The sequence below is a fragment of the Ruegeria sp. HKCCA5929 genome (assembly GCF_013034525.1).
GTDB lineage: Bacteria > Pseudomonadota > Alphaproteobacteria > Rhodobacterales > Rhodobacteraceae > Ruegeria.
Genome location: NZ_WQGE01000009.1, coordinates 38,416 through 58,933, shown reverse-complemented (window position 1 = coordinate 58,933; position 20,518 = coordinate 38,416). Strand labels below are relative to the sequence as shown.

The 20,518-nt window shown below is 51.6% G+C and carries 24 protein-coding genes and 1 tRNA gene; 11 read left to right on the top strand and 14 right to left on the bottom strand.

Features of this window, described 5'->3' with window-relative positions:
* Positions 1 to 214: 214 nt before the first annotated feature.
* Entirely contained in the window at positions 215 to 1,000 is a 786-nt protein-coding gene (locus GOV90_RS18320; protein ID WP_171105662.1) for a hypothetical protein, read from the bottom strand.
* 1,529 nt (positions 1,001 to 2,529) lie between these two features.
* Here GOV90_RS18320 and GOV90_RS18315 point away from each other — a divergent pair.
* Positions 2,530 to 3,219 carry a hypothetical protein gene (locus GOV90_RS18315; RefSeq protein ID WP_152612010.1) on the top strand — a complete coding sequence of 230 codons (690 nt, stop codon included), beginning with the start codon at positions 2,530 to 2,532 and terminating at the stop codon, positions 3,217 to 3,219.
* Positions 3,220 to 3,293: 74 nt separating this feature from the next.
* Positions 3,294 to 3,542: a ParB N-terminal domain-containing protein gene (locus GOV90_RS18310; protein ID WP_171096488.1), complete on the top strand. Its 249-nt coding sequence runs from the start codon at positions 3,294 to 3,296 to the stop codon at positions 3,540 to 3,542.
* On the opposite strand, the gene GOV90_RS18305 is transcribed toward GOV90_RS18310, so the two are convergent.
* The 4 genes from GOV90_RS18305 to GOV90_RS18290 form a co-directional block, all read right to left on the bottom strand.
* Entirely contained in the window at positions 3,534 to 4,547 is a 1,014-nt protein-coding gene (locus tag GOV90_RS18305; RefSeq protein WP_171096487.1) for a fatty acid desaturase, read from the bottom strand. The two genes, GOV90_RS18310 and GOV90_RS18305, sit on opposite strands and share 9 nt — an antisense overlap.
* A gap of 72 nt (positions 4,548 to 4,619) precedes the next feature.
* On the bottom strand, positions 4,620 to 4,826 hold the full coding sequence (locus tag GOV90_RS18300; RefSeq protein WP_039524385.1) for a cold-shock protein: 207 nt from the start codon (positions 4,824 to 4,826) through the stop codon (positions 4,620 to 4,622).
* Positions 4,827 to 5,252: 426 nt separating this feature from the next.
* Positions 5,253 to 6,131 carry a hypothetical protein gene (locus GOV90_RS18295; protein WP_171096485.1) on the bottom strand — a complete coding sequence of 293 codons (879 nt, stop codon included), beginning with the start codon at positions 6,129 to 6,131 and terminating at the stop codon, positions 5,253 to 5,255.
* A 47-nt stretch (positions 6,132 to 6,178) separates the two neighbouring features.
* Positions 6,179 to 7,030 (bottom strand): LysR family transcriptional regulator, encoded by an 852-nt coding sequence (locus tag GOV90_RS18290; RefSeq protein WP_171096483.1) that lies wholly within the window; start codon positions 7,028 to 7,030, stop codon positions 6,179 to 6,181.
* Between the two features lie 258 nt (positions 7,031 to 7,288).
* On the opposite strand from GOV90_RS18290, the gene GOV90_RS18285 reads away from it, so the two are divergent.
* From GOV90_RS18285 to GOV90_RS18265, 5 genes are all read left to right on the top strand, one after another.
* Positions 7,289 to 7,537 carry a hypothetical protein gene (locus tag GOV90_RS18285; protein ID WP_171096481.1) on the top strand — a complete coding sequence of 83 codons (249 nt, stop codon included), beginning with the start codon at positions 7,289 to 7,291 and terminating at the stop codon, positions 7,535 to 7,537.
* Between the two features lie 18 nt (positions 7,538 to 7,555).
* A complete protein-coding gene (locus GOV90_RS18280; protein WP_170332113.1) occupies positions 7,556 to 7,921 on the top strand; it encodes a hypothetical protein in 366 nt (121 codons plus the stop codon).
* A 78-nt stretch (positions 7,922 to 7,999) separates the two neighbouring features.
* Complete coding sequence (locus GOV90_RS21425) at positions 8,000 to 8,437, top strand: CBS domain-containing protein (protein ID WP_170332114.1); 438 nt, start codon at positions 8,000 to 8,002, stop codon at positions 8,435 to 8,437.
* A gap of 190 nt (positions 8,438 to 8,627) precedes the next feature.
* On the top strand, positions 8,628 to 9,596 hold the full coding sequence (locus GOV90_RS18270) for a zinc transporter ZntB (protein WP_171096480.1): 969 nt from the start codon (positions 8,628 to 8,630) through the stop codon (positions 9,594 to 9,596).
* Between the two features lie 121 nt (positions 9,597 to 9,717).
* The gene (locus GOV90_RS18265) at positions 9,718 to 11,049 is read left to right on the top strand and encodes an MFS transporter (protein ID WP_170332118.1); all 1,332 of its coding nucleotides are present in this window, start codon (positions 9,718 to 9,720) and stop codon (positions 11,047 to 11,049) included.
* Positions 11,050 to 11,164: 115 nt separating this feature from the next.
* Here GOV90_RS18265 and GOV90_RS18260 read toward each other — a convergent pair whose 3' ends face one another.
* A complete protein-coding gene (locus tag GOV90_RS18260) occupies positions 11,165 to 11,383 on the bottom strand; it encodes a hypothetical protein (protein WP_152456637.1) in 219 nt (72 codons plus the stop codon).
* Positions 11,384 to 11,594: 211 nt separating this feature from the next.
* Between GOV90_RS18260 and GOV90_RS18255 the strand changes: the two genes are divergently transcribed.
* The 3 genes from GOV90_RS18255 to GOV90_RS18245 are packed head-to-tail and all read left to right on the top strand — an operon-like array spanning position 11,595 to position 13,744.
* Positions 11,595 to 12,095, top strand: a complete 501-nt coding sequence (locus tag GOV90_RS18255; RefSeq protein WP_171096477.1) for a Dps family protein — start codon at positions 11,595 to 11,597, stop codon at positions 12,093 to 12,095.
* A 47-nt stretch (positions 12,096 to 12,142) separates the two neighbouring features.
* Positions 12,143 to 12,430 carry a coiled coil domain-containing protein gene (locus tag GOV90_RS18250; RefSeq protein ID WP_171106037.1) on the top strand — a complete coding sequence of 96 codons (288 nt, stop codon included), beginning with the start codon at positions 12,143 to 12,145 and terminating at the stop codon, positions 12,428 to 12,430.
* A 39-nt stretch (positions 12,431 to 12,469) separates the two neighbouring features.
* Positions 12,470 to 13,744, top strand: a complete 1,275-nt coding sequence (locus GOV90_RS18245; protein ID WP_371732521.1) for a DUF2254 domain-containing protein — start codon at positions 12,470 to 12,472, stop codon at positions 13,742 to 13,744.
* Positions 13,745 to 14,217: 473 nt separating this feature from the next.
* Here GOV90_RS18245 and GOV90_RS18240 read toward each other — a convergent pair whose 3' ends face one another.
* From GOV90_RS18240 to GOV90_RS18210, 7 genes are all read right to left on the bottom strand, one after another.
* On the bottom strand, positions 14,218 to 14,766 hold the full coding sequence (locus GOV90_RS18240) for a hypothetical protein (protein ID WP_171106039.1): 549 nt from the start codon (positions 14,764 to 14,766) through the stop codon (positions 14,218 to 14,220).
* A gap of 243 nt (positions 14,767 to 15,009) precedes the next feature.
* Positions 15,010 to 15,321 carry a hypothetical protein gene (locus GOV90_RS18235; protein WP_171096470.1) on the bottom strand — a complete coding sequence of 104 codons (312 nt, stop codon included), beginning with the start codon at positions 15,319 to 15,321 and terminating at the stop codon, positions 15,010 to 15,012.
* Positions 15,318 to 15,473 carry a hypothetical protein gene (locus tag GOV90_RS18230; RefSeq protein ID WP_165590769.1) on the bottom strand — a complete coding sequence of 52 codons (156 nt, stop codon included), beginning with the start codon at positions 15,471 to 15,473 and terminating at the stop codon, positions 15,318 to 15,320. The genes GOV90_RS18235 and GOV90_RS18230 overlap by 4 nt, the downstream gene beginning before the upstream one ends.
* Positions 15,474 to 15,621: 148 nt before the next feature.
* Positions 15,622 to 16,680 (bottom strand): hypothetical protein, encoded by a 1,059-nt coding sequence (locus GOV90_RS18225; RefSeq protein ID WP_171096468.1) that lies wholly within the window; start codon positions 16,678 to 16,680, stop codon positions 15,622 to 15,624.
* 3 nt (positions 16,681 to 16,683) lie between these two features.
* A complete protein-coding gene (locus tag GOV90_RS18220; protein WP_171096466.1) occupies positions 16,684 to 16,863 on the bottom strand; it encodes a hypothetical protein in 180 nt (59 codons plus the stop codon).
* Complete coding sequence (locus tag GOV90_RS18215) at positions 16,863 to 17,369, bottom strand: hypothetical protein (protein ID WP_171096465.1); 507 nt, start codon at positions 17,367 to 17,369, stop codon at positions 16,863 to 16,865. Before GOV90_RS18215 ends, GOV90_RS18220 begins: the two co-directional genes overlap by 1 nt.
* Positions 17,370 to 17,388: 19 nt before the next feature.
* Positions 17,389 to 17,482, bottom strand: a tRNA-OTHER gene (locus GOV90_RS18210).
* A 464-nt stretch (positions 17,483 to 17,946) separates the two neighbouring features.
* On the opposite strand from GOV90_RS18210, the gene GOV90_RS18205 reads away from it, so the two are divergent.
* Entirely contained in the window at positions 17,947 to 18,921 is a 975-nt protein-coding gene (locus GOV90_RS18205; RefSeq protein ID WP_171096463.1) for an adenylate/guanylate cyclase domain-containing protein, read from the top strand.
* An 84-nt stretch (positions 18,922 to 19,005) separates the two neighbouring features.
* On the opposite strand, the gene GOV90_RS18200 is transcribed toward GOV90_RS18205, so the two are convergent.
* Positions 19,006 to 20,274: a DUF2779 domain-containing protein gene (locus tag GOV90_RS18200; protein ID WP_171096460.1), complete on the bottom strand. Its 1,269-nt coding sequence runs from the start codon at positions 20,272 to 20,274 to the stop codon at positions 19,006 to 19,008.
* Positions 20,275 to 20,518: the final 244 nt, after the last annotated feature.

Here is a 20,518-nt window from a genome sequence, read left to right as displayed (position 1 = left end):
AAGAGTTGCATTTTTAGCCCAAAACTTTGGGCGCATTAACCTTCAACTTTCTTGGTTCGAGGCTCCATATCTTCGGGTCTCATTCTTTGCTTGTTTCGCGCCATCGCCGTATTGCCGGGGAAGGTTTTCGGATGGCCGCTTCCAGCCCGAAGCGGACATTCACAACTAGACTTTGCAGATTCCAAGACGCCAAAGAGCGAACTTTTGCACGAGGCTATACCCGATACCAGTTTTCAACGTCTCGGGTAGCTTCCTCGACATTAAAAGCAGCCTCTACCTCTGCGACTACACACCGTACTTCATCCGGGCTTGCATTGAGTTCTAAAATACTCGCCCCCAGATCATGGGCTGACCCGGCATTTGAATAAATCGTATCGACCCCAATTCTGATGGCGTTTCGGTGTTGCAGTAGGTGCTCAAAAAACCGCACATAAATCATCTCCTCGTACTGAGAATGACTGTCTGCTTCAGAGATCAAACCCAATTCTGCGGCCTTGGCACACGTCAAACGCCAAGCCAGTTCCATTGTCGATGGAGGCGCATCTCTGGCCTCATCAGAATGTTTTGGGTTCGCAAATGTAGACCTTCGGATGGCTTCGAGATTGGCCCGCAAGCTCTTTGTAGGAACAGGATAGACGAATGTGGTTTTCTCGGATGCTAAGGCTGTTTCAACTTGATCCGGCTGTGCCTGGATGAACTCGGAAAACCTGTTTCCGATGATAGGGACTTCACCGACAATCATGTCTGTGGGATCGGTATTCTCTGTCAGCCATCGCGCCAGGGCTCTCCGGCCCCACAATCCGGCTGCCTTTCGGATCAATGGATGAGTTCCATCTGAAACATCTGGATACCTAGCGATTAGATCTTCGGTCTGAAACGCCGCGAGACCTGTATCCCAACGCATAATATGCACGCGACGTCCCAAGGAGACCGAAATGGATATCTGCTGACGCAACAGGAATGACTTTCCTGATGCTGGTAATCCAGTGAAGAAAACCATGCGGCAACGACGTGCAGCGTCGGCCAGGTGTCTTCCAATCTCAGTGTCCGCAAAACTGTCGATAGAAATTGCGAATCTCCTAGTTCGGTGTCGGCAATTAGGCTGGAGCGGCGAGCGTTCACCACCTCCAAGATTGTTGCCCAAGAAATCCGGCGATTTCACAGATGAATTGTCAACCTAAATTGCCCCAAAGTGAATTTTGCCTCTCAAGTTATTCTCTTAACCACCAAATAACTCGCCGGTCTCAAAAATTGACCATTCCGCAGCGCACGCTTCTTGACGAGCGTGCGTCCTTGACTCTTCGCAGACTAGGAACGACAAGAGTATATTGATAAAAAGTTACTCGTCGCCGCGATGCTGCCGGCTACGATGATCCAATGGCCTTCAGACTAATTGTAGCATGTGTCCCAGCGTAGGAACGGGTTTCGCTGGGGTCTTCGCCATGAGCTCGTTCCTCGCAAGCATTCGCAACTGTCACCTGATAAGCCTCAGTCATCGCGTGACCCATAAAAGAAGGCGCCTTATGAACAGCACATGGCTCTTAAATTGTGTGCTTGATGCCCGATAGATCAGGTCTCAGGCTCCGTTTCAATCAGTCATTCATCGTGTTTACGCGCTGCATTCTTTGTTTGATCCCGACACTCTTGGTGTTGCTCTTAGGAACGCAACTTCCTGCCCAAGTCGCAGGCAATGCCGATGGATCGGTTTGTGGCGAAGGTTTCGAAAACAAAAACGGATCCTGCCAAAGAACCGACTTACCAGAAAACGCATATTTGACGGGTAGCGCCTACGGCAGCGGCTGGGAATGCAATCACGGTTTTCAGAATGTCGGAGAACTCTGTGAGGCAATAAGAGTTCCTGAAAATGCCTATCTTGCATCGACCGGAGATCAGTGGGAGTGCAATCGGCTGTTCCAGCGTGTCGGAGATAAATGTGAGGAAGTGATTTCGCCTCAAAATGGTTACGTCGAAACTCGGTTTGGCGTGCAGGAAATACACTGCAACTGGGGATTTCGTAAGGAGAATCAAAATTGTGTCGCAATAGAAGTCCCAAAAAACGGTCGTCTGAGTGACAAAAGAAGCTCGGATGGTTGGGTATGCCTCCGAGGTTACAGGGCAGCGGATAGCGGCTGTGAGCCTGTGGCTGTTCCACAGCATGCATATCTTGCACCTGAAACTTATTCCGGATGGAAATGCGAACGTGGTTTTCGCGCAAACCGGGACAGGTGCGTTGCGATCCTTGTCCCTTCAAACGCGCATTTGAATCGAAGAGGTGATGGTTGGGAATGTAATCGGCCGTTCACGAGACAGAACGACAAGTGCACCGAAAATGTGCCGCGACAATAAGTTGGTGGAAACCAAAGCCGCCTGACAAACCCGGAAGGACTAAGCCGTGAACCATAACTCGATTGACGAAAACCTGGGTAAAAGTCTCAAAGCCAAAAAGGTGCGTCGCCGGTCCTATGGGATTAAGATATCTATTGCGTCAGCAGTGTGCGTTGCAGCGATAATTGTAGTGGTGTTTTTCTGATGCGTAAAAATGCCCCTCAAGTAACCCTTCCCGGTTCAAAGATGTCAGCTCATGGCCTGGAACAAAGAGCGTTTCAGGACCGCAGTGTTCGTAAATCGCGGAACGCTGACGTATCAGGAGTGATTGAGGAAGAATTTGGAAAGTACTTGATTAAGGCTGGCGTTCTGAGCGGCAATAGTGTTGCACGGGCATTTCCCAAGCCGCCGGCTAAAACGCAGGCAATGATTGCCGATGCAGTTGGAGAAACACCAGTATTGGCCATTGAAGCCTTAAAGGAAATTCTCGAAGAACGAGACAGGAAGCGTAGCGGTCAACGCCGTTTGGAGGGAAACTCCGGCACCCTCGTTCCCAGTGAAAGAGAATATGCCGAGGCATTGCGCCAGATCAGGCTCACCCCGGCGCAGGTCACATTGCTCAAAGCGCTTACAATCGCAGGCAAGGATGGTCTGACCATTGGTCACTTGTCTCAGGCGGCCGGTTACAAATCGCGCGAGGCCTCAATCAAGGTCTTTAAGAAAATCGGTCTATTGATTGCGGAGTATCTAGAGCTCGAACTTCCCGAAGGCGGATCGGTACAGAATGATGGTGCTGCTCAAGTCCTGGCATTTTCTCACATCGAAAGTGACGACGAGCCAGCAACTTGGATTATGCATCAGGAACTGCGCGACGCTGTTCGTTCGGTTCTATGACGAACGTTCCAGCGCCAGCTCTTGTAGCGAGCTTCGAACCGGAACAAATGCACGAAAGGTTGCTCACTTAGCTTATGTTGGAGAAAAGACCATATCCGCTCGACTTGATCTATGTACCTGTGAAACGTGCGAAAACGCTTGATCAACAAAAAGTTCTGACGCTGGCCGAAGAAATCCTGAAGAACGGCCAAAAGACCCCGATCCAGATACGCTCGGACAACAAGAGGTTTGTACTAATTGAAGGCCTTCACCGACTAGAGGCCATTCGCGCCTTGGGCGGTGATACGGTCGAGGCCTATCTGGTACGTGCCAGACTACACTAATTGCCTATTGGAATTGGCGTTCGACAAAGCCTCAGAAAATGTCAGCAGACGTTGACTTTTTTCATCCCAAAGATGCAAGCGTGCACAATGAAAGCTCTCATATAGAGTAATACGCTGGCAATTTTCCAACTCAGAATGGTCGCGCAAAACCTCGTTTAGCCGATAAAACGGTATGCGGCTGGCCAGGTGGTGAACATGGTGTACGCCGATATTAGCAGAGAACCACCGAAGGATGCCTGGTAGGGCATAGTGAGAACTTCCATAGAATGCGGCGTTCTGAAGGTTCCACCCCTCTTCCCGTTCCCAGGTCGTGTGTTCAAACTGGTGTTGAATATAGAAAAGCCAAATACCAATCGATGATGCGACAATCATGGTTGGTAGGAAAACATACGCTAAAACCTCAATGCCTCCGGCCCAAAAAACTAGGGCCAATATCCCTGCAATTGCAGCGTTTGTTCCCATCGCACTTGCCCAGTACAGCCAGCCCGAACGCATGAAACCAAGAGGTAAACGGTTTTGAATAAAGAACGTATAGATCGGCGCAACACCGAACAGGAAGACGGGGTTCCGGGTCAGACGATACGCGGCACGCCCGAACCACTTCCGCTTCAGGTATTCTTCAGTGGTCAATGTAGGGATGTCACCCATACCACGCCGATCAAGGTTACCGGTTGAGGCGTGGTGAATCGCATGGCTTTGTCGCCAAACGTCATAGGGTGTCAGGGCAAGTACACCTAGAACCCGGCCGGTCCAATTGCAAACAGTGCGACTTCTAAAGAAAGATCCATGACCGCAATCATGCATAATGATGAAGATACGCACCAGAAATGCGGCATTCAGGATGGCCAGTAATATTGCGATCCAGACACTAATAGATAAAGCCATCCACGCTAGAGCCCATAGCGCGAATAAGGGGACAACGGTGATCGCAATTTCATAAACACTGCGCTTTGCATCGGGCACACGGTATTGCGCGAGCGCCCGCGTCCAGTCTTTTGGTTGCAACTTACTTGTTCTCCAACGGCGTATAGTAGCCCAGTGTGCAAACGGGCACCCAGAAAGGGTGCCCGTAAAAGGTCAGGCGAGTGCCAGATTGGCGGCGCTGTCGCGCCCGTCACGGCCGGCTTCTACGTCAAAAGTAACCTTCTGACCGTCTTTCAATTCGCTTAGGCCGGAACGTTCAAGTGCTGAGATATGTACGAACACGTCGCGCTTGCCATCTTCAGGCTCGATAAAGCCAAAACCTTTGGTTGAGTTGAACCATTTTACTGTGCCATTTGCCATGGTGGAAGTCTCCTAAATCTTGCCGCCCGCATTATCGCGGCGACTCGGCGTGGTCGGTCTGAATCGAAAGACTGAACGCCGGATTTAGGAGACAGCAGGTCGAAAAAGAAAAACGTAAGCCTCGTGTATATGGACTTCGACTACGCACGATACAAGCCTTGATGCTTTGGCGGACAACAGAGAATTTGAGCCCGCCTAGCTTAGAACTAGGCAAGTAGAGGTGAAACCGTTGCTCTTCGGTCCAAACTTGAAGGTGGCTTGGGTCAGCGGCACAGAAGACTAACGATCATTTTTGGGAAATTATCCTGCTGCATACGAGACAGCGATAAGCGTCCGTCTTGGTGCCTTGGCGAAACTTTGCAAAATCCGCTTTCTGCGCATTGCGGACCTTCGCGCACGGCATAACACCCAACATTAGAGAGTGCATCATCCCAGAACTTTTAGATCTTTTGGTGCGAGCCGACTTTTCTCCGGCAATGTCCCAAATTTAATTCCTTCGATTTCGAGTTTGTCTCGTATCGCTACAAGTTCACCCAGTTTGTACTCAGATTGCTCAGGAACAACGTATAGTACTTGAGGAACCTTTCTCAAAAGAAGTGCTGCTCTTGCCAGTTGGTCAATCAAGTAGCCAGGATCAATTCTATTCCTCGGGCCTTTGATCTCAATCGCCGCAAAAGGCTCCGAGCCTTTGTATACGATTAAGTCTGTGGCAAGAGGCTCGAACGTTCTGCCTTCTCGAACAGTCAAATTTTCCACATTGAAGATGTCACTAGTGTTCTGTTTGAAAAGCATTTTTGCGTTTACTTCGAAGTCTCGGGCTCTTCGCTGGCCGCCAAAACCACCTCTAGCAATCACGACCGCAGGCTTCTCCGCCAATCGAACTTCATCAAGAATAGACTTAGTTTCCGCCTGAGATAACTCCCCTGAAAGAACGGCATCAGCTATCTCTTTGGATTTCCTAGGGTCATACCGATCTATCCTTGAAAGCAAAATAACTTGCATCATGGCCAGCCAGTCGGGCTCACCAGTCTCATAGTCAAAACAATACTCTTGGCCACAAATCTCTAGGACCTGTCCCAGGGGTATCAACTCTGAAACAGTTGCACCGCAGTGATCGCATACGCCATTATGCAAAGCATCTTTCAGCTCAGGCAATTCCACCGTTCTTTGAAACTTGCATTCTCTTGCACTCATAACCGAACCAAAATTCCACTCTTCCGAACAAAAGGTTAGTTTGGTGATGAAAGAGATCAAGATATCGCGACTTTGCCTTTTGCGTGACAACGGTTGAATATAACCAACCAACAATGCATCCTTGGTAATGAAGCAGTTGTTCGATCAGTATGAGGTGTTCAGCCAAACGAACGCGCGATGCTGCGAAACATCCGGGCGACTTGGCCAGGAAGCTCACTTTCGTCATCTTGGGCAAAAACCGCATACGCTGCGAAGGCGAACCGAGGGGCTTCCTTTATCAAGCTTAGTTGACCACTCCTAAGTTCCGCTTCTACGACCCGTTTTGGAAAGTAGCCGGCGGATGGAATGGATTTCAAATACTGAAGGCCCAGGGTCCCGATACCCAATTGAAGACGAGGTGCATCAAGCTCTGGAAAATTCAATAAATGCTCAGCCTTAAATTCAGGGCCCCAATCTATGAGAACGTACGCATCTCCCAGCTTGTTCGGCAGACCGATGGGACCGCTGCTTACAAGAACAAATTCATCTTGGAATAGTTGGAGGGCAGACAATCCCGACGCCCGTCGGGGCTGGTACATTATGGCCAAGTCGAGGTCGCCCTCTTCGATCTCCTGCGACAGAGCCTCGGAAGAAGCTGCGGAAGCCCGTATTGCAACGTCTGGCAGCGTTTCCATCAATTCAGGTAAAGCACCCATAAGATATCCATCCCAAAGGCTGGGGGCGGCGCCAATCTCTAGTGCTGCTCTTATTGGAACAGGGAGACCAACATCCAACTTCGCTTGTGCCCAGGTTCGCACAAGCAACTGTGCGTGCTTGAGAAAGTGCTGTCCCGCGTTCGTCAGCGATGCGCCAGATTTACTGCGGTCGAAAAGCACTTGCCCAAGTTGCTGCTCTAAAGTCCGAATTCTCATGCTCACCGTAGATTGGGTGACATGGACCTTTTTCGCAGCATCAAAGAAAGTGCCCGTTTCAACAACGGCCAGAAAGGTTCGAGCTTGTTCGATATCCAAGGATTATCTATTCCATTTTTCGATATCATCCGAGAATAAAATTCGTTTTTCAACACAAAAATTTCGTGCGATATACCGAGTGTAGCGCGAAAGTGCCCCCACCAGATCGGAACGCTAATCAACATTTCTCATTTTGTAGTGGAGATCCCGAGCTGAGAAATCGTTGCAATCTGACCCCTGTGGATTTGCCACCAACACCGGAGCGCTGCACCAACCCCACAATGGGCAAGAAGCCCATTTTCTCATGGAGAAAACAAAATGAGTCGAGTTTCTATTGTTGCTCTTCTCTCTTCGCTGTTTGCTGTTCCGGCATTCGCCATGCCCGCTGATCTTGACATGGACGGTGATGGCCTGGCGTCGCTGGCAGAGCTTCAGACAAGGTATCCTGAAGTCTCGGATGATCTCTTTCTGGAGATCGACGCGAATGCTGATGGTTTCATCAATGACGACGAATTGGTTGCCGCCGTTGACGCAGAACTTCTCCGTGGTCCCACAGGTGATCAGTAAGCAAAGGTTGTCACGGCTATGAGGAAGCCAATCCCGCCCCACAAATGGCTGCTTGCCGCGATGGGTATTTGGTTGGTTTTGTCCCCCTTTGTCCTGTTTCGTGAGGAAACACTGTTGCAGGGCATGGCTGAACTTGAAGCAATCGCCTTCATGGCAACTGGCATTGTTGTTCTGGTCATGTCCGGCGCCGACGGCCGGAGCCACCTTCTCGCACGGGTGGCTCCGGTATCGGCACTGGGGTTCCTGTTGATCGTGGCGCCGGCGGCGTTGAACTTCACGGGCCATATTGTGGCGACGGCTAATGCATGGATAGCGGGATCGGCGCTGATCGGGCTTGCCGCTTGGGAGGTGCTGGAGAGCCGCGGATTGCGTGCAATCCAGTAAATTGGTGCGGGGCGGGAAATCGCCCCGCGTCGTGCTATGATCCAAATAGCATTGGGCATATTTTAAGGAGTCTACTCAGTGACTGTCGCTAAAGTAGTTGAAGCTCAGAAATTTAAACAACGCCCATTCTGTAGTGCCGACACGACAGTCTTTGACGCGGCCGTAACCATCGCTTTGTTGGATGTGAATGCGCTCGCTGTTCTCGAAGATGACAAGCTAGTTGGGATTATCACTGATCATGATATTCTGCTGTGTCTCGCCGACTCCGGCTCTTCATTTTATGAACAAACTGTTAGCGATTGGATGACCGAAAAGCCTGTCACTTGCACTTCAGGATCCAGCCTGTCAAAGGCTCTTAGCCTTATGGCAAAACACGGCTTCAGGAACCTTGTTGTCACACGCCGAGGGGATCCGTTTGCGGTCGTCAGCAGCAAAGAAATCCTCGCGCGTATTCACGACGACGATAAAGCTGAACTGGAAGCGCTGAGGGAAATGACCCATCACACATCGGATTGATCGGATACCTGATACCTTTCAAAAGATGAACGCACCTTGGTATTCTTAGTGTTCAAAGCGCCTAGTTTTGCCAGTAACCAATAGTGGCATAGGTCGCTAAACCATTTATGGTCTGTCCAGTTTAGGGGACAGTCCGAGCGCAATCTTTGGTATGCATTGGCTTCCCAATCGACGCAAAATAGGATTGCCAATGAACACCCAAATAGTCACTCCCATCTGCGCGTTCGATATAGTAGCCGGCCAAGCAGTCCCCGTCTGTTCAGATTGGCCAGAACCCTTTGCAAGGCAGCAAAACGGTTACCGCTGGATTCATTTCGACCTCGCCGACAGCGGCTTAAAGCAATGGGCATCCGAACAACTTCCAAACATAGCCGCGCAAGCATTGCTTCAATCGGAAACGCGACCACGATGTGATATGCACGACGATGGCATCATTTTGAACCTACGCGGCGTTAACCTGAACCCTGATGCGTCTCCGGAGGATATGGTTTCTCTAAGGCTCTGGGCCACGGAAAGAACCATCGTATCTGCCCGTGTGCGCAAAGTCTGGGTAGCAGACAGTCTTCGTCTAAAAGCCGAAAGCGGTATCGGGCCAGAAAGTGTTGGTGCATTTTTGGCAGAACTTGCTGCGGGGCTCACAAAGCGGATTGAGGCTGTCTCGCTTGAACTTGAAGACGAGACAGACTCTCTCGAAGAGATCGGGCTTACAGGAAATGAAATCAAACCAGAGCGCATTGCGCGATTGCGGCAAACGGTGATCAAACTTCGGCGCTATATCAGTCCGCAACGCGATGCGCTCGATGCTTTAGCCTCATTGAGAAGTAGCGTAATTCACAGCGACGCATCTGTATTGGTCAATGAAACCGCGAACCGCACTCGCCGTACGCTTGAGGAACTGGATGCAAGCCGGGACCGGTTGACAGCGCTTCAGGAGCAAATGAACGCCGAGCACGCGAATGCGCTTGCTCGAAACGGCTATCTTTTGTCTGTCGTCGCAGCAATCTTTCTACCACTTGGATTTCTGACTGGTCTATTTGGCGTGAATATTGCTGGCATGCCCGGCTTGAGTGCTCCCTTTGCGTTTTGGGCGCTGACACTGGCTTCGGCTGCCATCGGAATTGCACTTTACGTCGTGTTCAAACTCTCAAAGTGGTTGTAGCAAAAGTAGGTTGCCAAAGGTTGACCAAGCTGCTGCACAGAAAGCGTTGATCACCTTCGCGAATACCCGATTGCGCGCAAAATAGCTTCTCATTTCCCAGTTTGACATTAGGCTGGAACCGATGTTCCGACAGCTCTTACCGATATCAGCGCTGCTTCTTGGATCAGGGCTTCTTCTGTTCGCAGGTGGTGTCCACGGTCTGATACTTCCCGTTCGTGGATCCTTCGAGGGTTTTTCCGCCAGCTCTCTCGGCCTTTTAGGAACAGGGTGGGCAGTTGGCTATGTAGCAGGATGCCTTGTTGCACCACGGCTTGTTGGGGCAGTAGGGCATATTCGAACCTTCGGCGTAATGTGTGCTCTCGCCGCCGTAACGATCCTTTTCCAGGCCGTTGTAGTGGATACGTGGGCTTGGATACCGTCGCGCGCAGTTTCCGGATTTTGTTTTGCTGGCGCAGCAATGATCGTCGAATCTTGGCTCAACGATAAGGTTGAACCCAATACGCGTGGTACAGTCTTTGGCGTCTACACGATGGTCAACCTGGGTGCGGTGACGGCTGGTCAGATGGCTATCTCACTGGGAGATGCAACGGGTTTCATCTTCTTTGCCATTGGCGCGATGGTGTATTGCTTGGCGCTTATACCAACAGCCCTGTCAACTTCGGCATCGCCAGCACCCCTGACATCTGTGCGTCTCGACCTACCGGCATTGTGGCGAAACTCACCAGTTGCGGTCGCCGCGGTCTTTCTTGTCGGCATTTCAAATGCAGCTTTTGGGACTCTTGCTGCGGTGTATGCGGATCGCGTTGGGCTATCACTTACTGCAATTGCTTTGTTCGCGAGTATTCCGGTTTTGGCCGGAGCTTTTGCGCAAGTTCCAATTGGATTTGCAAGTGATCGAATGGACCGGCGTAAAGTCTTACTATTTACAGCGGTCGTAGCTCTTGCTTCGGATCTGGCTTTTGTCCTTCTTGCGCCGGAGTCGCGCGTCATGAACCTTGCTTTGGTCGGGATGTTCGGCGCTGCAATTTTTGCGATGTATCCAATCATCGTTGCGCACGCGAACGACCATGCACCACCTGGCACGTCCATCCAAGTCTCAGGCGGCCTTTTGATGGTTTTCGGCTTAGGTTCAATTGTAGGGCCGTTGATCGCTGGTTTCGCCATGGCAGCACTCGGGCCGCAGGGTTTGTTTCTCACAACCGTCGCAGCGCATTGCCTGATGATCCTATTTACGATTTGGCGAATTCTTTCTAAGTCCGCAGTTCCCGAGGGCGAGAAGACGGCATTTAGGGTCAGCGCTCCTGCAAGGGTGGTTACGCCTGAAACTGCCGTCCTTGCTGTCGGTGAAGATGAGGCAATCTCCCTTGCTGACGCTGAGAGCGAGTTGGGCGCCAGTCCCGATGTGAAGGAGAGTCTGGCGCTAAGAACTAATTCTAATGACAGCCCTTCCTAATCTTCCCCAATGTGTTCGCGGCGCGCTATACTGGTCAACTGCCGGCGCGAAGGTGCGAGTTGAACAACACCCTGATTAAAAAGGGTTTTCGAACATGGCTCTGTGAATGTTCCTGTCACTCATCCACAACACGAAACTCACCGGAAGGCGCATCAGTAGGTGGTTCTTCGAACTCATTGGAAATCAGACCGCGACGGATGAGTTCTCGAATGGCGGCCGCTCTGGATGGCAGTCTGTTCTCGAACCGCCAATCATCAATGGCTTTAAGCTCTTCGAGGTCGAGCATCAGTTGCAGTTTTTCCGTGCGCTTTGGCGGTCGATTTTGATCAGACACTGGCATGACCTCAGTAGCTTACGTCAGTTACTCCAAGCATGTATGGCATTGGGCCTGCGTGTCTACATCAATCTTGGCATGTTGTGCCGGATACCCAGGATCATGAAGCGCCCCATGATGTGTCGGATACCTATATTAAGTATATGATTTTATTTGAAATTTTATGAATCGCTCTTAGGTTTTACTCCGCAAGCAACGAAACGGAGTGAAAATGATACAGCAAGTCTTGAAGTCTGAAGTTCAGGAAGAAACCAACGACACAGGCATCGACAAAAACGCCTGGATCGCCAACGCGGTGACGGAAGTACTGGCCGATACCATGGTCCTGATGGTGAAAACGCAAGGCACACACTGGAATGTCGTGGGCCCACTATTCCTGCCGATCCATGAACTGACAGAGCGTCAGTATCGCGACCTCTTCGAAGCTTCGGATGAATTGGCCGAGCGTGTGCGTGCGTTGGGGCAGGTGGCACCGATCTCGTTCACTGACATGGTTAGCCAAGCCAAGCTGACCGAAGAAGAAACCGTCAAAGATGCAGAGGGCATGATCAAACAATTGGTCGCAGACCATGAAGCGATTGCCCGGAACCTGCGTGAGACTGCTGCGACCGCAGCCCGTTATGGCGATGGAGCTTCAGAGGATCTGATGAACGCCAGGATGGCGAAGCATGAGGAAGCGGTCTGGATGCTCAAGGCAATTGTTGCGGCCTAATGGGCGTCTCCCATTGATCTGAAGCACAGTTTGAGAAGAAAGGAAAAATGATGACACGTGTTGGGTACGAGAAAAAAGCACAGCTGCAACTGGATAGTTGGAATGCCCAGATTGATGTTCTCGAAGCCAAGCTGAAGGTGGCTGAAGCAGATGCCAAGCTCGAGCTCGAGGAACAGCTCAGCAAGCTCTACAAGGTAAGGTCCGATGCAAAAACGCAGCTGGAAGAGTTGAAGTCGACCAGCGACGAGGCCTGGGAAGATGTCAAAGAGGGCTACGAGGCAGCTTGGGGCGATATGCAGAGTGCTTTGAAAGAAGCGGCCGACCGGTTCGCGTAAAGCTTCAAGCTGGGTTCGTCAAAAAAGCTTGTGTCGTGAATGGGGACCGGAATGCAAACACCTAGAGAATTAGTGAGGTACTTTCGCGGGTTCCTAACCATCCCTGCCGCCATAAGTCTTTCAGGGCTTTTGGTGGCTGGGATTGTCTTCAAGACGGAGCAGGCGCTCGTGGGTTGGGGTTGGTCCGCTTCCGATTGGCTGAGCGTTTCTAATCGTACTGCGAGCGATGTACTAAGCGCAATCTCGGCAGCATCCATGTCCGCGTTGGTCATGGTCTATTCCATTGTTTTGCTGGTCTACACCTTGGCGGCAGGATCTATCGGGCCCAGGCTCTTGCAGCGCTTTGGCGAAGACAGAGTAAATCAGGTTGCAGTTGGCTCACTTGGAGCAACGTTTTTGTACAGCTTGATGACCTTGTGGCTGATACGCGATGACACATCAGTCAATTTGGCCGTTGCGATTGGAATAGTCTATTCGATCATCTCAGTTCTTTTGCTGTTGCTCTTCGTTCATACAGTATCAACGCGCGTAACCATTGATCAGGAGGCGGCGCGGATTTCGGAAGCCTTGGATCGCCAAGTGAGCACCGCAATCGAAAACAGTGCAGATATCCCATCTTCAAAGGCAGTCCCTGAGGTGGATGACATGCGCCAAGTATTGGCTTCGGGCACTGGATATGTGAACTCCATCAATACCGAAGGTCTGGTGAGTGCGGCCAAGAAGGCAGGAGCAGTCGTCGCTTTTGATGTGCAGCCAGGTGACTTCATGGTTCCAACGGACACTTTGGCCAATGTTTATGGTGATAGTGACGAAAGTCTTAATGATCTGGTGCAAGCGGCTGCTCCGTTGATCCCCGCGCGAGATCCTAATGGAGATATCCGCTTTTCTGTCCACCTCCTCGTTGAAATCGCACTTCGGGCTTTGTCGCCGGGTGTCAACGACACGTTTACCGCAATAGTCTGCATCGACCGACTGTCGGCGTCTCTGGCCCGTGCGTGGTCGTCAAAGCTCTGCACGGGTGTGCATCGGGATGATGACGGAAACGTGCGGGTGATTTACCCGTCCATCACGGCTGAGGCACTGTTTCACGACTCGATGCCAGCTCTGCGACGCGCTGCCCGGGGTAATGGCCTCGTAACGGCCGCCCTTATTCGAGCTTTGGTACGCATCGCGGAGGCAGCTCCAGAAGAAGATTTGCGAGCTGTTGTAGATGAACTGGCCGCGGTCAGAGATGAGACCCGAGAAAGCGATATGCTAAAGCGCGATATTGATAAGTTTTGCGGCCAAGTGGAAACCGCAATTGAACGATTTTAGTCAACCGTCCTGGACAATTGTAGTCCAGTGCGGCTGGGGGGTGGTTTGTGAGTGGGCCATCCCCCAACTAATGGGAAAGTGCTTTTCTATTGGTCTTAGTTTCATTTCATCGAAAGGTAGTCATTGGGTGGTGAAACCAAACGGCTACTTTGCCCGCGTTAACGTCATTCGAGAGCGCTTCAGCTACGGCAGACAACATGTTTTCCCGAACGGCGCGCATGTCCTAGTGAATGGCTTGGTGCAAAACTGAAAAGCCTGATTGTGAATGTCTGCTTCGGGCTGGTTGCGGTCAACCATGCTTATCGTAGAGACTGGTAGTACATGGTTCCGCAGAGCAGTGTTGGGGAAATGCTTATCCGGGGCGCTTTGGTTCCTAGCAGGAGAGGCGCTAAGAAGAAGCGCGCACTACTACAACGACAGTCGCCATAGACTTCTTATGTTAAATTTTGGGTAATGGCGGCAGGTAAGCTGTACTAGCGGTCTGGGTCTGTATCGAGTTTGCCCCAGAGATCATCAACCAGATCTGAGAAGCCATCATTCGAGGCCTCCTTGTGCAGTAGACCAGCTCTTCGCCGGCGTTCGACCTCGGCCATTAGTTCTTCCTGTGTGGCTGTCTCAACCACATCACATCGAAGAGCTTCAATCTCGTCCGCTGTCCACGACTCAAATTTGTCAGCGTAGAAGCCCAGGGAATACGGCTCGTCATCAGAAATCTGCTTGATCACAGCATTCCAGTCTTCGCTCTGGTTCGATTCCTTTTCGACCCTCTCATCTAGTTCGCGGATAGACTTGCGGATCATCGGCAGCAGCTCTGCCTCAACGCTTTCTTCGCCCGCGCCGGTCCCCGCAAGCCAAAGGTCTGCGATCTTGCGGACGAGCCTCCAGACCGTCTGATTTCGAGGGTGGCCTTTAATCCGGCCGCCGAGACCTTTTTCTTGAATGCCAAACCGCTCGGCAGCACGTTCGTTCATCCGGATATTGTAATCGGACACGTCCGCGAGTTCTGAATCGTTCTCAGCCACAGCTCGGGCGACCTCTTGATCACCTACATAGACAACCAACTTCAACATCCCGCTACCGCTTCCTTCGCCGGTTCATCACTCGGTCCAGGTGGCTGTAGTCCCGATCTCGCATGATCCTTTGCACTCGCTCTGGATCGACTTCGCGATCTTCTCCAGCGGTGTAGACGATGTGTCTGACGTAGATCGCCAATGCGACAATGATCACAGCGGATAAGATCAAGCTGATATGCTCCGCCCCCATCACTAAGACTCATTCCTGGGGTCTTCGATCCCGAGGTCGTCAAAAACGTTGCCACTGCCTTCAGTGATTTCGACATCATCGTCGTCAGTCACTAAATTCCAGTTGTTCTCTTTGACCCACTCGTCCCGCCACTTTGGCGCATCCGGCGGACGTTTTGCAAAATCGGCGATTTGCTCGAAAATCAATTTGCGCAATGCTAGCCAGACTTCCGGCCCCTCTTTACGACGGGCTTGAAGTTCCGCAATCAAGTCATCCAGAGGAACATCCTGTAACGGGCGCCCGAAGATCTCTTCTTCCGAAAAATCATCTGTCATCGCTCAACATCCTCGACACTGATCGTCAAGACAAAGATCTTGTTTGGTTTTACAGTGATCTCTTTTCCTTCAATCTCTCGAAGTTGGCCGTTCACCGAAGTCTCGCAGATTACGAAAATTGGGATTTCCTCTTCTGTAGTCTCGTCACTCATCTGGCTTACCCTTCGGATCAGGCACCTTTCGCGACCGGATCTCATCCGCAGAGATCGGCTTGGTTAGTTTTGCTCGACCGGCCGCAATTCAGCCTCCTGAAGCCTAAGCAAACGCAAGGTTTGTTCATCCAGCTCAACGTCGTCGTCATCACCCATCAGACTTCTCCCGAGTACAGTAACAGTGAGAACAGAGCACCTGAGACCTGTCGGCTGTCCGAACGATGTCACCAACGTGGCCACACTCTTCACACGTCACACCGCATCGAAATTTCATCCAGTCAGCGTACTCCTGAATGAGATCGTGGTATCGACTGAAACCGATGCAAATCTTGCCATCCTGGCCTTTCTTAATGTCCGAGATCTGGATAGTTTCAGGGTCCAGTGCCCTGAAATCCTGACTGAAGGAAAGCTTGTGGAGTGCTTGCGAAATCATCACGAGCCAGCCCTTTCCGACAGCAGGAACAAGAGATGCGCAATCCGGAGAAACGAGGTCTGGATAGTTTTTCACAATGTCCAGCCTCAGGCTGTCGGGCCAGGATTCTTCGGCGCCCTCAAATCGCCGCCGCAGAGCATCATTGTAGCACCAGCTGCAAAGCGTCGTCACAAACCCAAGGATGGTCTGGCGTTGGGCAGAATTAGAACAACCTTCACAGGTTTGCTCAATCTGAGCGACACGCCATTGAATCTCTTCACTCGTAGCCTGGTTGCAGCCCGGGCCCTCATAGACGCGCATGCCTCCCAATTTCTGTTTGATCTGAACGATGGACGGGTGTTCATCACCAAACAGGTCGGGCTGCTCGTCGATCAACCTCTTCACTTTCTCAAGTGCAAGCGTAAGCTGCTCCACCCACCCGGCACGATACTCACCAAGCTGCTTGAAGACGCTTCCATGAATATCATTCCAGTCGACAACACTGCCCATCACTGACCTCCGGGCCCGCGCCTCTTTGAGATCGTGTGAAACCTCCGCCATAGCATTCATCATACGGTCGACCACTTCGCGGTCTTCACACTCGACATGCAGACACTCCGCCGACCATGTGACGTCAGAGACGTGCGGAGCTGGGTAGTTGTGCGCCATCACCAAACGCATCTCTTCGGCGTACCAGGCGTCAAATGAGCGGAGATCATCTGGAGCTCCATGCTCCTCGATCACACCTCGAACCTTTTCCCGGAATTCCTTCCAACTCTTTTCGACATCATCCATCAGTCACATTCTCCAGAACTTGGTCTTGTTGAGATGGAAGACCCCTCTCGAGATCTGGCAAAGGGCAATCAGCGGGACATGACCGGTGGCCAGTGAGCCCGTATTCATGAGCGTCCGGGCGTAGTTCTCATCATCGTAGTCTTCCATAATCTTATTGAAGGTCACTTGTTGTTCGGCGGTCATCACCAGTCCTTCTTCACGCACGCAGGGCACCGATTACGGTCATCCGTTCGGTCGATCTGACCGAAATAGCCACAAACTGAGCAGGTCATTCGATCTCGAGCAGGCTTTTTTCGAACGCCAAAAAGCCTCTTCCTTTTAGGGTGGCGCTTGCTCGCGACATCATGCGCGCACCAGCAACAAAGTGTCTTGTACCAGCCGTCCAGAAGTTGGGTCTCGGCACTATTCCCGCATCGTTCACAGCTGTGATTTGCACGCGCAATCGTCGCAGCGATCATCGACTGAATGTGTCGATCATCACACCGGTGGTAGATGCGGAGCTCGCCGATTTTCTCTTTGATCTGAAGGACAAAGGGGTAGGTGGCACCCTTCAGATCGCAGTATTCCTTAACCTCTGTGAAGAGCACCGTGACCAAGCCGGACCAGCCTTCGGGTGTGCGGCCGAGGTTCTCCTCGACCGATTGCTTGATGTCGTTGAAATCAATTGCGTTCGTGACGTCGTCCGCCATGTTGGACACCTCCTGAGAATGGTAGGAGGCGTCGGAATCGAACCGACTCGTGCACTCTAATCTGGAGCAATTACAAGGATATAAGCCTCGCCCGCATACCAATGCTGCCTCCCACGGATTTTGCGTGGGTTATCGACCTCAGGCCGATATTCGATGGCAGTGGATGCGTGTGAACGTCATGTCCGCAAGCTGAACCAGTTCGTATAACCATGTCAAGACGGAGCGTGCTGTACTTAGAAATTCACCGCGTAGTTCTGGGAACCTTCTAGCTTAGCGTGTGCCCGATACACTGATGCATGTTATTTTGCGGGTCAGTACAGCATCGAGTAGCTCTCAGACAGCGAAGCGATTCGATACCCTGTGATCCGGAATCGAACTCAGAAACTCCGTCGATAGTTCGCTCTGAACCGACGCGCGTCTTTTTATCTGCGTCTAATGCGCTCCGTTCTGGAGAAATACAAAAGTCTTGATCTGACCAAACCTCAGCGGCAGCATTGACCTGCATCTTTCGAAAATGGAGATCCCGGTTGCAAGACCTTGTAAGTCTCATTCCATTTAGCGTCTCGAGTCATTTGTGATGATACGTTCCTCACCTGAACTGCTGGCAGTTTCGAGGCGTTGGTATGAAATACTCAGAACCAAAAAGAATACTGACGAGTTGCAGGATTTTCTGTCGAAGGCAGATGAACTACGGTTTGTTGGGACAGGCGAAGGAGAGTTTTGGAGTGGGCAAGCAGTTCGCGATGGGGTTAGCGGCTTTTTCGCGGAGATCCCTGCTCCCGTCGTTTTCGAAGAAGTTGAAGCTGAGGCCTTCGAAAACGGAGACACGGGATGGTCATCCTTCGTCCATAAGATTCAGTTTGTCGGCTTTGATGAAGCCGTATTTTACCGCACCGTCCTGATTTTTGTCCTGGAGGGAGCGGCCTGGAAGATCATCAATCGCCACGCTTCAGTGCCCACTCCAAATATTGAACTCGTGGGTAAGGAACAGCTAGCCATCCAAAAATTGGTTGATGCTGCGCGTGAAGATGGACCCGAGCTGGTCCAAACCGAAGGTTTGGCTTCGGTACTTTTCACTGATGTGGAGGGCAGCACAACGTTGGCGGAGGCGTTGGGCGATCAGCGTTGGTCGGTGCTGATCGAAAACCACTTCCAAGTCTTGGCGGCGATCATCGAAAAGTATCATGGCCAGTTCGTGAAATCCCTTGGAGACGGAACGTTGTCCGTCTTTCCGTCCGCGAAAGAAGCACTAACGGCCGCTATCAAGATTCAGGGGGCCATTGCATCGGCTTCCGAGGAGCCATCTTTCGGTGTCCGGATTGGGATTCATACTGGTGATGTCGTGCAATCTCGTGGAGATTTTTTCGGTACGGTGGTCAATAAAGCGTCACGCATAACGACCGTTGGTGCGGCGGGCGAGATACTCGTTTCAGATGCGACTCGCGCCATGGTCGGAGGACGAACCGATTTCTCTTTTTCTGAAATAGAACCCAGACTCCTGAAAGGTCTACGCGGTCACCACGTCTTGTATCGGTTGGAGTGGCAAGATTGAGTTTGCGGCTGCTCTGACACCGAAGACTCACACAGATATCCAGTAGAGCAAAGTCGAAAAACGTCTTTTGGGTCGCAGCACACCTCACATCGCCAGCAGTTCCCGGTGAATTGCGACCATCGCCCAGGTGTCGCGCGTGCAATACGCCACAAGATCAGAATAGACCTTCTCGCGCTCTGGATCATCCGGTTCGGTCAGTGTTACGTCCTTCCAAAGGCGAGACGCGCTCGCCCCCTCTTTGATGTCCAGAATATCGTATGAAAGTTCTGGCAAAAACGCTGGAAGAACGGCCTTGATAGAGGCGCTTCCTTTGAACGCAGGATCGTTGATCACTTCATCCGCAAACGGCTTCATCAGATCTACAACGCGTGCATTTAGGCCTTCCAGGAACTCTGCATGCTCTGGATAAGTTTCCGCCATTTCCGTATTGCGCGATTTCTCGAACGGCGCATACCAAACCACTAAAGAGCCAACGTCTCCTATGTCCTCACGAAGCCTTTTCAGCAAGGCTGGCATCGGGTTACTGGCGTCTCGGTGGAGATACTCCCTGTGCTCAATTTCTCCGCCAGGCTCATGCTGGACATGCAAGGAATACTGGAAAGCCACTTGCTGATAGGGACGCGTTCCGTCCCAGGGTGGCAGCAAACTCTGAGACGTCTCGTAGTCAAAATAATAAACCGGATAGACAATCTCGCTCAGAAACCTGCTCAACTCCTGATGATCGATTGTGCGCCCACCATTCGCCGTGGCTCTCAAGTAGCGTTGCGTCGACTTGCCCAATACAGATGGATCGCTGATCTCGTCTATCTTTGTGATCCCATTTGCGATGAGTTCCGAGGCTTTTTCCGCATTCATGAACGGAAGGCGGTGGATACTGTCCTGCGCGAGAGGTGGGTCGAGTTTTTCGCGAATGTCCAGCCATTCACCGTAGGATTTAAGGCGCGCACGTTCGAGGGACGGGTCAGGCATCGTACCAGTGGCAACGATGCTCAATGCTTGATCGATACGCGTGCGCGTTTTTTCGAGCTGCTCAGTCACCGCATCCGTGATGTCAGTGATGCTGACAAGCTCTTGCGGGTTGATTTCGCCGTTTCTGATGTAATCACGGTTCACATGTGCGACTTCGCATCGCGCAATGGGGAACCCGGCAGCCTCAAGCACGACACGCTGGAAAGCGAGATCAAAAGTGTGTTCGGGCTTTGCAGACGTCCCGCTCTTGATCTCTGTCAGAACGTACCCATCGCCACTGCGGCTCACGATGTCGGAGATGCAAGTTATGGTTCCATCTTCATAGCGTCCCTGAGCCACGGCGTTCGCACCATCTCTCCAAGCATCCAGAGTGCGTGCAGGCATAGCTTGGTATTCAGAAAAATCTGAAAAACCGAGGCGAACAAGATCACCAAAAAGCTCCTCTGCAAAAGGCGCAAACGCGTGCCCCTCGTCAAAGCGTGCTTGCAATGAGGGGTCAATTGGCGGCAACAGATGCCTGGCGTGTTTTTTGATCCATAGCCAGGCAGGGTGCCTGAGAAACATCATGTAATCTGATTTGGATAGCATCGTGTAATTTGCTTCCCAGAATTGATGAAACCAGTGGAAG